This is a genomic window from Streptomyces sp. NPDC001220, assembly GCF_053597895.1.
Genome location: NZ_JBSFJE010000018.1, coordinates 15,503 through 28,696, shown reverse-complemented (window position 1 = coordinate 28,696; position 13,194 = coordinate 15,503). Strand labels below are relative to the sequence as shown.

The 13,194-nt window shown below is 72.3% G+C and carries 11 protein-coding genes and 2 pseudogenes; 10 read left to right on the top strand and 3 right to left on the bottom strand.

Translation table 11 applies throughout. The features are described from left to right. Positions 1–6: 6 nt before the first annotated feature. The 3 genes from ACWDGI_RS35225 to ACWDGI_RS35215 all read right to left on the bottom strand — a co-directional run bounded on the left by ACWDGI_RS35225 (position 7) and on the right by ACWDGI_RS35215 (position 2,615). Positions 7–822, bottom strand: coding sequence for an SAM-dependent methyltransferase (locus ACWDGI_RS35225; protein ID WP_450766124.1), 816 nt, complete (start codon positions 820–822; stop codon positions 7–9). A gap of 12 nt (positions 823–834) precedes the next feature. Further along, entirely contained in the window at positions 835–1,698 is an 864-nt protein-coding gene (locus ACWDGI_RS35220; RefSeq protein ID WP_450766122.1) for a helix-turn-helix domain-containing protein, read from the bottom strand. Positions 1,699–1,784: 86 nt separating this feature from the next. After that, complete coding sequence (locus ACWDGI_RS35215; RefSeq protein ID WP_450766120.1) at positions 1,785–2,615, bottom strand: helix-turn-helix domain-containing protein; 831 nt, start codon at positions 2,613–2,615, stop codon at positions 1,785–1,787. 282 nt (positions 2,616–2,897) lie between these two features. Between ACWDGI_RS35215 and ACWDGI_RS35210 the strand changes: the two genes are divergently transcribed. The 10 genes and pseudogenes from ACWDGI_RS35210 to nrfD all read left to right on the top strand — a co-directional run bounded on the left by ACWDGI_RS35210 (position 2,898) and on the right by nrfD (position 13,077). Beyond that, positions 2,898–3,203 carry a 4a-hydroxytetrahydrobiopterin dehydratase gene (locus ACWDGI_RS35210; protein WP_450766118.1) on the top strand — a complete coding sequence of 102 codons (306 nt, stop codon included), beginning with the start codon at positions 2,898–2,900 and terminating at the stop codon, positions 3,201–3,203. Positions 3,204–3,391: 188 nt separating this feature from the next. Further along, positions 3,392–3,718: pseudogene (locus tag ACWDGI_RS35205) on the top strand (rhamnogalacturonan endolyase family protein); the annotation flags it as partial. Positions 3,719–3,918: 200 nt separating this feature from the next. Further along, a complete protein-coding gene (locus tag ACWDGI_RS35200; RefSeq protein ID WP_450766117.1) occupies positions 3,919–5,073 on the top strand; it encodes an acyl-CoA dehydrogenase family protein in 1,155 nt (384 codons plus the stop codon). Beyond that, the gene (locus tag ACWDGI_RS35195; RefSeq protein WP_450766115.1) at positions 5,073–5,927 is read left to right on the top strand and encodes a phosphate/phosphite/phosphonate ABC transporter substrate-binding protein; all 855 of its coding nucleotides are present in this window, start codon (positions 5,073–5,075) and stop codon (positions 5,925–5,927) included. Before ACWDGI_RS35200 ends, ACWDGI_RS35195 begins: the two co-directional genes overlap by 1 nt. Then, entirely contained in the window at positions 5,924–7,123 is a 1,200-nt protein-coding gene (locus ACWDGI_RS35190) for a ferritin-like domain-containing protein (protein ID WP_450766113.1), read from the top strand. Before ACWDGI_RS35195 ends, ACWDGI_RS35190 begins: the two co-directional genes overlap by 4 nt. Before the next feature lie 131 nt (positions 7,124–7,254). Then, positions 7,255–7,443 (top strand): annotated as a pseudogene (locus tag ACWDGI_RS35185) (cysteine desulfurase NifS); the annotation flags it as partial. Between the two features lie 67 nt (positions 7,444–7,510). Further along, complete coding sequence (locus tag ACWDGI_RS35180; protein ID WP_450766467.1) at positions 7,511–7,669, top strand: hypothetical protein; 159 nt, start codon at positions 7,511–7,513, stop codon at positions 7,667–7,669. Between the two features lie 70 nt (positions 7,670–7,739). Then, positions 7,740–11,051, top strand: a complete 3,312-nt coding sequence (gene fdh, locus ACWDGI_RS35175; protein WP_450766111.1) for a formate dehydrogenase — start codon at positions 7,740–7,742, stop codon at positions 11,049–11,051. Beyond that, the gene (locus ACWDGI_RS35170) at positions 11,051–12,079 is read left to right on the top strand and encodes a 4Fe-4S dicluster domain-containing protein (protein WP_450766109.1); all 1,029 of its coding nucleotides are present in this window, start codon (positions 11,051–11,053) and stop codon (positions 12,077–12,079) included. The genes fdh and ACWDGI_RS35170 overlap by 1 nt, the downstream gene beginning before the upstream one ends. Continuing rightward, the gene (gene nrfD / locus ACWDGI_RS35165; RefSeq protein ID WP_450766108.1) at positions 12,076–13,077 is read left to right on the top strand and encodes an NrfD/PsrC family molybdoenzyme membrane anchor subunit; all 1,002 of its coding nucleotides are present in this window, start codon (positions 12,076–12,078) and stop codon (positions 13,075–13,077) included. Before ACWDGI_RS35170 ends, nrfD begins: the two co-directional genes overlap by 4 nt. Positions 13,078–13,194 lie beyond the last annotated feature (117 nt).

Here is a 13,194-nt window from a genome sequence, read left to right as displayed (position 1 = left end):
AACGGCTCAGGCCTTGCGGGCGACGGCTCCGTACACCGGCACGATGCCCTCCTGCTGGAGGGCCACGTCCTCCGGGTCCGGGCGCCAGCCGGAGACCGGGATCACTCCGGGACCGAGCAGTTCCAGGCCGTCGAAGAAGCGGTGGAAGCCGGCCAGCGGACGCGGATGGAACGGTGTCCCGCTGCGCCGGAAGTGGTCGGCCGCCCGCTCGACGGCCTCGGGGCTGAGATCCGGGGTGACCTGGGACAGGATCAGATGGCTGCCCGGGGCGAGTGCGTCGACGTACGTCTTCAGCAGGCCGTGGACGTCGTCGCCGTCCGGGTCGTCGTCGAGGTAGTGGGTGAGGGCCACCAGCGACAGGGCGACCGGCTCCGCGAAGTCCAGGGTCTCGGCGGCGTGGGCCAGCAGGCCGCCGGGGTCGCGGACGTCGGCGTGGACGTACGCGGTGCTGCCCTCGGGCGTGCCGCGCAGCAGGGCCTCAGCGTGCCGCAGCACGATCGGGTCGTTGTCCGCGTACACCACCCTCGACTCCGGTGCGACGCCCTGGGCCACCTGGTGCAGATTCGGCTCCGTGGGGATGCCGGTGCCGATGTCCAGGAACTGGCGGGTCCCGGACTCGGCGACGGCGCGCACGGCCCGCTGCATGAACCGGCGGTTGGCACGCGCCCCGCGCAGCACCGTGCCGTCCACGGCGAGGATCCGCCGGGCGAGCTCCTCGTCCACCGGGTAGTTGTCCTTGCCGCCCAGCCACCAGTCGTACACCCGGGCCGGATGCGGCCGGCTGGTGTCGACGGCGGTGGGTGCGGGCTCGGATGCGGTCACAGTCCCTGCTCCTCAGAGGTTGTCACGGTACTCCCGCAGCAGTTCCTTGGTCCGCTGCGCCGAGGCGGCCCGGGCCGTCATGTGGTCCAGCACCTCCAGATGGGCGCCGACCTCGTCCCGGGAGTCCAGGTACAGGGCGCCGGTCAGGTACTCGGTGAAGACCATGTCGGGCAGTTCGGGCTCGGCGAACCGGAACAGCGTGAACGGCGCGTACGTCCCCGGGTGCGGGCCGCTCGCGAACTCGGCGATCTGGAGCGTGATCCGGTCCCGTTCGACGAAGGCGAGAAGCTTGTCGACCTGCTCGCGCATCACCGCGCAGTCGGTGCTGACCGGGCGCCGCAGCACCGTCTCGTCCATGATCACCCACAGGTGGGGCGGATCGTCCTGCTCCAGCAGCCGCTGCCGGGTCAGGCGCAGCGACACATGCCGTTCCACGGCCGCGGGGTCGCTGTGGCCTATCGTCCCGGCCTCCAGCACGGCCCGCGCATAGGCCTCGGTCTGCAACAGGCCGGGCAGGAAGTGCGGTTCGTAGGAGCGGACGACCCGGGCCGCGCCCTCCAGGCTCACGTACAGGCTGAACCAGTCCGGCAGTACGTCGTGGAACCGCTGCCACCAGCCCGGCTGGTTGGCCTCCTCGGCCAGCCGCACGAACGCGGCGTGCTCCCCCTCGGGCACCCCGTACGTCTCCAGCAGCACCTGGACGTACGGGATCTTCAGCGCGACCTCGGCCATCTCCATCCGCCGCACGGTCGCCTGCGCCACCCGCAACACCCGCGCCGCCTCGTCCCGGCCGAGGCCCGAGGCCTCCCGCAGTTCCTGCAACCGCTTGCCGAGCACGACCTGACCTACGGTGGGCGCAGCACGCCGCTCACTCACGCCACGCCTCCCCTACGCGCACAAGTACGGGGAGCAGTGTGTCACGCGATGCCGCCTCGCACACCTGGTCGAGGCAACCTCTTACGTCAACTTGTTAGCGAGTGCAGGTACTTGGCCGTCGCCGGATCCGCCGGCAGGAACGTCTCGATGGCCAGTTCGGCGACCGTCACGTCCATCGGTGTGTTGAACGTCGAGATCGACGACACGAACGACAGCACCCGCCCCTGGTGCTCGATCCGCATCGGCAGCGCGAACCAGGCGACGGGTTCGGCGGGTTGGCAGTCGTCCACGCCCGCCGGGGCCGGATATCCGGCGACCTCCTCGTACAACTCCCGCAGCGCGTCCGAGCGGCGCAGCGCGATCTGCCGCTCCATCTGCTCCAGCAGATGCCCGCGCCACTCGCGCAGATTGCGGATGCGCGGTGCCAGTCCCTCCGGGTGCAGGGTCAGCCGCATCGCGTTCGGCGCGGGCGCGAGCAGCGACTCCGGCACGCCCTCCAGCAGCATCGCGATGCCCCGGTTGGCGGCGACCACCGTGTACGTGGCGTCCACCACCAGCGCCGGGTACGGCTCGTAGCCCAGGATCAGCCGCTCCATGCCGTCGCGCAGCGCGTCCAGGGCCGGGTCGTCCAGCGGGGTCTCCGGGTAGTGCGGGGCGTAACCGGCCGCCAGCAGCAGCGCGTTGCGCTCCCGGACCGGCACGTCCAGGTGCTCGGCCAGCCGCAGCACCATCTCCTCGCTGGGCCGCGACCGGCCGGTCTCGACGAAGCTGATGTGCCGTGCGCTCGATTCGGCACGCAGTGCCAGTTCCAGCTGGCTGACCCGCCGCCGCTCCCGCCAGGCACGCAGCAGCGGGCCGACGCCCTTCCCGTCGGGGGCGGGCGGGGAGGCGGCGGGGCCGGGCGCGACGGTGGTCATACGGACGACGGTAGTCGAGGACGGCCCTGGCGACCGTGGCCGTGGCGCGCTCGCGGCCGTTGTGGGCTCGGGCACTGGGCCGAGTCGGCGGTGCGTGGGGCACTGGGCCGAGTCGGCGGTGTGTGGGTCATCGGGCCGAGTCGGCGGCCCGCGTCGAGGGGGCGGACGCCCGGGCCGGCCGCCAGGCGACGCGCACCGCCGTGCGTACGCGCCCGGAAGGCCCGATCGTGGCAGGCTGAACCCACTTACGCCTCCGGGCATCTCAGGGAAGGAAGCCGCACCATGGCCGTCGAACCGCTGGCGCAGCAGGAGATCGAGGACCGGCTGGCCGAGCTGCCGGGCTGGTCGCTGGACGGTGACCGGCTCGCCCGCGTCTACCGTCTCGACTCGCACTTCGCCGCCGCCGCACTGGTCGTGCACATCGCCCGGATCCAGGACGAGCTCGACCACCACTCCGACCTGACTCTCGGCTATCACACGGTCACCCTCACCGTGAACACCCACAGCGTGGGCGGTGCCGTCACCGGCCTGGACTTCGAACTCGCCCGCAGAGTGGAGGACATCGCCCCGGGCCACGGCGCGCACTGAGTCATGTCGGTGGGCCACGCACTGCCGAATTCCCGCGCCCCGGCGCGGACATCGGGGTCCTGGGCCCGCCCGAGCTGCGTGGACGCATCGCCCGTAGGGTCGCCGAACTGACCGAAAGACACGGCAACTCCGGGACGGACGGCGCCGACTGACGGAGGACCCCGTCCGTGTCCCGGAAGGCACGTCCCGTGCGGCACCCGCATCGCAGACACGGCTCAGCCGTCCTGGCAGCGCTCACCACCACGGCCGCCCTGGTCGGCGCCGGCCTGACCGCCCTCTCCGCAGGACCGGCCGAGGCGGCCACGGCCCGGCAGGTCGAGGCCCTCGACCTGGGTGTGGTCAGCGTCCACACCGACGCCGGCAACCTGGTCGGCTGGCGCTGGCCGGGCACCGACCCCGACAACGGCCACCACGCCGATACGAAGGTCAACTCCACCCCCGTCACCGGCTCCACGAACCACCTCCACGCCGGCGCCGTCCAGGTCACCGACGGAGGCGTCGGTCGCCTCGTAGGTGTAGGACACCCCGTCGGGGGTGGTGCCGCCCGTGGGCGGGCGGTGGCACGCGCCCGTGCTCGGCGGCGTGCGTGTCGTCGCATCGCGCCGGTTTCCGGTCGGTCACTCGGCGCGCGCTCCGTCGCGTGCACCGGACGGAATGCTTGACTGGCCCGAGGAATTGGACATTTAGTAACCACTCCACATCAAGGTGCGAAATCGTGCAGACGATCATGACCGAATCCCCGAACCTCCGATCCGACGCGTTCGACGCGTTGATCCGCGACCTCGTCGGACCGCTCGCCGACGAGGTGGACCGGACCGGCCGCTTCCCGCGGGAGGGGATCCGGGAGCTGGGCGAGGCCGGGCTGCTGGGGCTGCTCAGCGCGCGGGAGCACGGTGGAGCGGGCGCGGACCTGCGTGCGGCCGCCCAGGTGATCGAACGGCTCGCGGGTGCGTGCGGGTCGACGGCCATGGTGCTGCTCATGCACTACTCGGCCGTCACCGTCCTCGACCGGCACGCCCCCGAGGACGTCCGGCGCGAGATCGCCGCCGGCCGCCATCTGACCACCCTCGCGTTCTCCGAGCGCGGCTCCCGCAGCCACTTCTGGGCCCCGGTGAGCACCGCCGAGCCCCAGGGCGCCGACGCGGTGCGCCTGGACGCGCAGAAGTCCTGGGTCACCTCGGCCGGCGAGGCCGACAGCTACGTCTGGTCCAGCAGGCCGCTGCGGGCGGACGGTCCGATGTCCCTGTGGCTGGTGCCCGCAGGCAGCGCCGGACTCGAAGTACACGGCGACTACGACGGGTTCGGCCTGCGCGGCAACGCGTCCAGCCCCGTGTCGGCGAAGGCCGTCGCCGTGCCCCGGTCCGCGCTGCTGGCCGCCGACGGGGAGGGGCTGAGCACCGCTCTCGAAGTGGTGCTGCCGTGCTTCCTCGTGCTGAGCGCGGCCTTCTCGCTCGGCGTGACCGAAGCGCTGCTCGGCCTCACCGCCGCGCACCTTCGCAACACCCGCCTGGCGCACCTGGACCAGACGCTGGCCCAGCAGCCGATGACCCGCAACCAGTTCGCGGGGCTGCGTCTGCGCGCCGACGCGCTGCGCGCGCTGCTGGAGGAGACGCTCACCGCCACGGAGACCGGACGACCCGAGGCGACGCTGCGGGTCCTGCAGATCAAGGCCCTCGCCGCGGAGACCGCCGCCGAGGTGGCGGACGGCGCGATGCGCCTGTGCGGCGGCGCCGCCTTCCGGCGTGAGACGGGCGTGGAGCGACGGTTCCGGGACGCCCTCGCGGCCCGTGTGATGGCACCCACCACCGAGGCGCTGCACGACTTCTGTGGCCGCGTGGAACTGGGCCTGCCGCTCTTCGAGGAGGCCTGATGCGGGAGCTGGTCCTCGGCGCCGTCGCCTACGATCCGAAGGTCGTGACCATCTGGTCCGGCTTCCGGTCCTGGCTCCTCGCGCAGGGGCTGCCCTTCGACTTCGTGCTCTACGCCCACTACGAGCGGCAGGCACAGGACCTGGTCGACGGGCGGATCGACGCGGCCTGGCACTCGCCGCTGGCCTGGCTGCGCACCCGCCGGCTGGCCGCCGCGGCGGGCACGGAGGTGACGCCGCTCGTGATGCGGGACACCGACCGCGACCTGACCTCCGTGGTGGTGGTGAGGACGGACGGCGAGATCCGCTCGACGGCCGATCTGAAAGGCCGGACGGTCGCCGTCGGCGCGGTCGACTCGCCCCAGTCGACCCTGATCCCCCTGCACCACCTGGCCGATCTCGGCCTGGTCGCGGGCACCGACTTCGAGGTACGCCGCCATGACACCGGGGTGGGCCTGCACGGCGACCACATCGGCGGCGAACGGGACGCGGCCCGCGCACTGGTGGCGGGGGAGGCGGACGCCGCCTGCATGATCGACGCCAGCCATCTGCTGTTCGGGCAGGAGGGCACCCTGCCGCCCGGCGGTACCCGGCTGCTGTCGCGCACCGAGCCCTACGACCACTGCGTACTGGCTGCCGGACCGTCCCTGGACAAGGAGCGCGGCGACCGGTTCTCGGCGCTGCTGCTCTCCATGGCGTACAGCGATCCCGAGGTTCGCCGACTCCTGGACCTGGAAGGGCTCACCCGGTGGCTGCCCGGCCGGGAGACCGGCTTCGGCCAGTTGACCGCGGCCGTCGACGCCACCGGCTTCTACGACGCGCACGGCCGGATCACCGCTGTCGGCTACCGGCCGTGACAGTCTCCGGCGCGGTCTCGGCCGACCTCGGCCCGCTTGGCTTCGAGCAGGGCGCGCGGCTGCTGCTGAGCCGCGCCCTGCGGCAGGCGCCGCCCGGAACACGGGTCGACGTGCTCGGGACGGACCCGGCGCTCCTGCCGCATCTGGCCGTCTGGTGCCGCCATGAGGGACACGAGCTGGAGGCAGCGGACCGGCAGGAAGCACCGGTGGTCGCGCGGGTGCGGGCGGGGCCCGTCGCGGGCGCCCGCCTGCACGGGGCGGAACGCGCAGGTGGCGTGTCCGCCGGGGGGATCGCGGACCGGGCGCCCCTGCACTGGGGCCTGGCCGCGCGCGGAGCGCTGGTGGAGGCGGGCGGCCCGGACGTGCCCTTCGCCGTCGTCGACAGGGACGTCGCGTGGACCGATCTCGCACCCCGTCTGTACCGGCAGGCGGTCACCTCGCAGTGGGACCCCTACCGCGCGGTGGAGTGGGACGAGGGCTTCACCCTGCCCGACGAGATCGAGACCGCCGTCGTCCAGGTGATGACCTACCTGGTGGAGAACGAGCAGGCCGCCCTGGTGGTGCCGGGACGACTGCTGGTCCAGGTCCATCCGCACTTCCGTGAGGTGCTCCAGCTGCTCGCGGTACAGGCGGCCGACGAGGCCAGGCACGTGGAGGTCTTCACCCGGCGGGCGCTGTTGCGCGGCGGCGAGATGGGCACCTCCTCGGTGGGCGGCCGGGCGTCCCTGCTGACCGAACCGGACTTCTCCATCGCGTCCTTCCTGCTGTCCGTGCTCGGGGAGGGCAGCTTCCTCAACCTCCTGTCCTTCCTGGAGCGGCACGCCCCGGACCCGGTCACCCGCCGCATCAGCCGTCTGGTCAGCCAGGACGAGGCCCGGCACGTGGCGTTCGGGGTCGGGCATCTGGAACACCGGGCCACGGTCGACCCGCTGCTGCACGGCCGGCTCCGTGCCGCGGTGGAGCGGCGGCACGACGCCCTGACCGGCACCGCGGGACTCAACGAGGACGTCTTCGACTCCCTCGTGCTGCTCGCCGCGGGCTCCTGGGCGCCGCGGGACATCGCCCGCGGCTGGCAGGCGGTGCAGCGACTGCGGAAGGAGATGGACGAAGGACGCCGACACCGTCTGGCCCGCCTGGGGTTCCCCGACGACGAGGCGGCGGCCCTGTCCGCACTGCACACCCGCAACTTCATGTGACACCCACAGGCGTCACAGCCGTAGCCGAGTCACAGTCGCACCCGCACCCGCACCCGCACCCAGAACCCGGCTCCCTGAACCCGGCTCCGTGAACCCGGCTCCGTCCGCGAACGAACGAATGCGCACGGAACATGACGTACATGCCGGAGCCCCCGGGCCAGGAGGACGCTCCGATCCACCTGGACCACAACGCCACCACCCCCGTCGACCCCGGGGTGGTGAAGGCGATGCTGCCCTTCCTGGCCGCCGGCTTCGGCAACCCGTCCAGCGCACACGCCTACGCGCGGGCGCCGCGCACCGCGCCGGCCCGGGCCCGACGGCAGATCGCCGCGCTCGTCGGAGCCGAGCCGCGGGAGATCGTGCTCACCGTCGCCGGTACTGCGCGCGATGGGCCTGGACGACACCCGGGCGCTGGCCGCCGTACGGCTGTCGCCGGGCCGCTGGACGACACCTGCGGACGTGGACCGGGCGGCCGGGATGCTGGCCGACGCCGTACGCTCGCTCGCCGCCGCGGGCCCGGTCGGGTCCCGGCCCGCGGCGCCCTGAACTTGCCGCGGCCCGCCCCCCGGGTAGCGTGGAGACGAGGTCGGGGGCCCTGACGCGAAGGAGCGGGCGGATGGGCGTGAAGCGGTGGGCGGACCTGTGGCCGGTGTACCGGCAGATCACCGGAGCCGACCGGCTGGGCCGGGGCAGGGCGGTCCAGTCGAAGCGGTCCAGGACCCTCACACCCCACACCGAGGACGCCGACCGGGTCGTGCACTCGGTGTGCCCCTTCTGCGCCGTCGGCTGCGCCCAGAACGTCTACGTCCGGGACGAGCAGGTCACCCAGATCGAGGGCAACCCGGACAGCCCGGTCTCCCGCGGCCGCCTGTGCCCCAAGGGCTCCTCCAGCAAGCAGCTGGTCACCGGACCGCAGCGCGAGGACAAGGTGCGCTACCGGGCCCCGTACGCCACCGAGTGGCAGGACCTGGACCTGGAGACGGCCCTCGACATGGTGGCCGACCGGGTCCTGGACGCCCGCCGCCGGGGCTGGCAGGACACCGACGAGCACGGCAACCCACTGCGCCGCACCATGGGCTTCGCCAGCCTGGGCGGCGCGGCGCTGGACAACGAGGAGAACTACCTCATCAAGAAGCTGTTCACCGCCCTGGGCGCCCTGCAGATCGAGAACCAGGCGCGCATTTGACACTCCGCCACGGTTCCCGGTCTGGGAACCTCGCTCGGCCGTGGCGGTGCCACGGACACCCCGGAGAGCCTGACGGACGCCGACTGCGTCATCATCATGGGCTCCAACATGGCCGAGGCCCATCCGGTCGCCTTCCAGTGGGTCGTCGAGGCCAAGAAGCTCGGTGCCCGGGTGGTCCACATCGACCCCCGGTTCACCCGCACCAGCGCGCACGCCGACCAGCACGTGCGGATCAGGGTGGGCAGTGACATCGCCTTCCTCGGCGGTGTCGTCAACCACATCCTCTCCAACGACCTGCACTTCGAGGAGTACGTACGGGCCTACACCAACGCCACGTTCCTGGTCAGCGAGGACTTCGAGGACACCGAGGACCTGGACGGCCTGTTCAGCGGCTACAACCCGGAGACCGGCAAGTACGACAGCACCAGCTGGGCGTACGAGTGCGTCGGCGGCGTGGGCGACGGCAGGCAGGGCAGCACCCTCATCTCCGCCACCCCCGCGCAGTCGGCCGGCGGTCACGAGGACCTGCCCGGCACCGCCGGCCGGATCGCGACGGACCCCACGATGCGGCACCCGCGCTGCGTGCTCCAGATCCTCAAGCGGCACTTCTCCCGGTACACCCCGGAGATGGTGGAGCGGGTCTGCGGCATCACCCGGCGGCAGTTCCTCGACGTGTGCCGTGCCTGGACCGAGAACTCCGGCCGGGAACGGACCACCTCACTCGTCTACAGCGTGGGCTGGACACAGCACTCCGTCGGCGCCCAGTACATCCGGGCCGGCGCCATCGTCCAGCTGCTCCTGGGCAACATGGGGCGGCCCGGCGGGAGCATCCTGGCGCTGCGCGGCCACGCCAGCATCCAGGGCTCCACGGACATCCCGACCCTGTACAACCTGCTGCCCGGCTACCTGCCGATGCCCAACGTCACCCACACCAGCCTGACCAGGTTCGTGGACGACGTACGCCATGTGATGCGCAAGGGGTACTTCGCGAACGCCAGGACGTACATGGTCTCCCTGCTGAAGGAGTACTGGGGAGACGCGGCCACCCCGGAGAACGACTTCCGCTACGACTGGCTGCCACGGATCAACGGCGACCACGGCACCTACCGCACCGCGATGGACATGATCGCCGGCACGGTGTACGGCTTCTTCCTGGTCGGGCAGAACCCGGCGGTGGGGTCGGCCCACGGACGGCTCCAGCGGCTCGGCATCGCCAACCTGGAGTGGCTGGTCGTCCGCGACCTCGCGATGATCGAGAGCGCGACGGTCTGGAAGGACGCCCCCGAGATCGAGACCGGCGAGATCTCCACCGAGGCCTGCAAGACCGAGGTGTTCTTCTTCCCCGCCGCCTCGCACGTCGAGAAGTGCGGCACGTTCACCCAGACCCAGCGCATGATCCAGTGGCGCGACCAGGCGCTCGAACCGATCGGCGACCGCCGCTCCGACCTGTGGTTCTTCTACCACCTCGGGCGGATCGTCCGGGAGAAGCTGGCGGGGTCGCAGGACGAACGCGACCGGCCGGTCCTCGATCTGGCCTGGGACTACGCGCTGGAGCACGGGGACGAACCGTCCGCCGAGGACGTCCTGCGCCACATCAACGGCATCGACCTCACCACCGGACGCACCGTCAACTCCTACGAGGAGCTCAAGGACGACGGGACCACCGCTTGCGGCTGCTGGATCTACAGCGGCGTCTTCGCGAACGAGACGAACCAGGCCCGGCGCCGCAACTCGCGGTTCGAGCACCCGATCACGGACAACCAGTGGGGCTTCGTGTGGCCGCTCAACCGCAGGGTCCTCTACAACCGGGCGTCCGCCGACCCCGACGGCCGGCCGTGGAGCGCGCGCAAGGCTCTCGTCTGGTGGGACGGGGACCGCGGTGAGTGGACCGGTCACGACATCCCCGACTTCCAGCGGCACAAGCCGCCGCACCACCAGCCGCCGCCGGAGGCGACCGGTACGGAAGCGCTGGCCGGGGACGACGCGTTCATCATGATGGGAGACGGGAAGGCGGCGCTGTTCGCACCGACCGGCCTGGTCGACGGACCGCTGCCCACCCACTACGAACCCGAAGAGTCCCCGGTGCGCAACGCGCTCTACACACAGCAGTCCAACCCGACCCGGCTGACCTACTCGCGCACCGACAACCCGTACAACCCCTCGCCTCCCGAGCCCCACACCGAGGTGTTCCCGTACGTGTTCACCGCCTCCCGGTACACCGAGCACCACACGGCGGGCGCGATGAGCCGCCAGCTCCCCTACCTCTCGGAGCTCCAGCCCGGACTGACGGTGGAGGTGTCCCCGGAACTCGCCGCCGAGCGCGGGCTGCACCACATGGGCTGGGCGCACGTGATCACCAGCCGGACCGCGGTGGAGGCCAAGGTGGTCGTCACCGACCGGCTGGCCCCGCTGCGGCTCGACGGCCACACGGTCCACCAGATCTGGATGCCGTACCACTGGGGCAGCCGCGGCATCACGACCGGTGACGTCGTCAACGACCTGATCGGCGTGGTGGCCGACGCCAACGTGCTGATCCAGGAGAGCAAGGTGCTCACCTGCGACATCCGGCCCGGGCGGCGTCCGCGCGGCCCCGCACTCCTCGCGTACGTCGAGGACTACCGGCGCCGCGCGGGAATCACCACGAGGACCGGCACCAGCGAGGTGACGGCCCACGGCCACCGGACGGACGGGCGTCCTGACGACGGCCGCCCGGCCACCACTGAAGGGCCGGAGGAAACCTGATGAGCGAGCACGAGAACAGCTTCTTCGGCCCGCTGGCGGACCCGGCCGGGGACGCCGGTCACCCCGAGGACCACCCGCCCCGGGTCGGTTTCTTCACCGACACCTCCGTCTGCATCGGCTGCAAGGCCTGCGAGGTGGCCTGCAAGGAGTGGAACGGCGTCCCGGCGGACGGCTTCGACCTGCTGGGCATGTCCTACGACAACACCGGCTCGCTCGGCGCGAGCACCTGGCGGCACGTCGCCTTCATCGAGCAGGACCTGCGGCTCGGCGACCAGGACTCCGGTCTGGTCGGCCTGCCCACCGGGCCGTCCGGGACGGAGACCACCCGCGAGGTGGTCGCGGAGGCGTTGCACGACGCGGGCCACCGGGCCGGCGCCGAACTCGGCACGCAACCGGTCGACCTGGGCTTCCCCAGCTTCGACCTGCCCGGCGCCGGGAGCGGCGCGGAGACCCGCACGGACTTCCGCTGGCTGATGTCGTCGGACGTGTGCAAGCACTGCACCCATGCCGCATGCCTGGACGTCTGCCCCACGGGGGCGCTCTTCCGCACCGAGTTCGGCACCGTCGTCGTCCAGCCCGACATCTGCAACGGCTGCGGCTACTGCGTCTCCGCCTGTCCCTACGGCGTCATCGACCGCCGCCCCGACGACGGCCGGGCCTGGAAGTGCACCATGTGCTACGACCGGCTCAAGGGCGGTCTGGAACCGGCCTGCGCCAAGGCCTGCCCGACCGACTCCATCCAGTTCGGCGTGCTCGACGAACTGCGCGAGCGCGCCGACGCCCGTCTGGAACAGCTCCACGAGGCAGGCGTGCCCGAGGCCCGGCTGTACGGCCGCGACCCCGACGACGGGGTCGGCGGCGACGGCGCGTTCTTCCTGCTCCTCGACGAGCCGGAGGTCTACGGGCTGCCACCGGACCCGGTCGTCACCACCCGCGACCTGGGATCCATGTGGAAGCACGCGGCAGTCGCGGCCGGGATGATGGTGGCCGCGTCCGCCGCGGTGTTCGTCAGGGGAGGCCGCCGATGACCGGACACGGCGGGGGCGGGAAGCACCGCAGGGGCGGCGGTGGCGAGGAATCGATGGTCCCGCGCGCGGAATTCCGGTCCTACTACGGACGCCCGGTGCTGAAGCCGCCGGTCTGGGAGTGGAAGGTCCCCGCCTACCTCCTCACCGGCGGACTCTCGGCGGGCGCCGCCCTGCTGGCCGTCGGCGCCGACCTGACCGGGCGGCCCGAGATGCGCAGGTCCTGCCGCGTCGGCAGCTTCGGGGCACTGCTCGCCAGCAGCTACCTCCTCATCGGCGACCTCGGCCGGCCGCTGCGCTTCCACCACATGACGCGGGTGGCGAAGCCGAGTTCACCGATGTCGGTGGGCACCTGGATCCTGATGTCCTACGGCCCCGGCTGCTCGCTGGCCGGCATCGCCGAACTCGTGCCGAAGGCCTGGCTGGACCGGGCCGGGCTCACCACCGCCGTGAAGTGGGCGGCCCGGCTCGGCGGCGTCTCCGCGGCCGCGTTCGCGCCCGCGCTGGCCTCGTACACGGCCGTTCTGCTCTCCCAGACGGCGGTGCCCGCCTGGCACGAGGCCCACCGGGAGCTGCCGTTCGTCTTCACGGGGTCCGCCGCGGCGAGCGGCGCCGGTCTGGCGATGATCTGCGCCCCGCCCGCGGAGGCGGGCCCGGCCCGCCGGCTGGCCCTCCTCGGGGCCGCGATCGAGATCGTGGCGGCCCACCTCATCGACCGCAGGCCGCAGTTCGAGACCTCGGCGTTCACCCACGGCGCCGCCCACCGGATGCGCAGGGCGTCGGAGTACCTGACCATCGGCGGGGCGTGCAGCGCGCTGACCTTCGCCCGGCGCAGCCGGGTCGCCGCCGCGCTCGGCGGCCTCGCGCTTCTGGCGGGCAGCGGGCTCCAGCGGTTCGGGACCTTCGAGGCGGGCGTGGCGTCCACGAAGGACCCGGCGTACGTGGTGAAGCCGCAGCGCGAACGCCTCGACGCCCGGCGCGAGGCCGACGGCGGTACGTGACCTCGGCACGGTTCACACCCGGCGTCAGGGTTCGCACGGTGCGGCGCGGGCTCCCGGAGCGGCCTTCGGCCTAGCCTGGCCGGGTTGCCGTCGGCAGGGCCGGAGCGGAGGTGCACG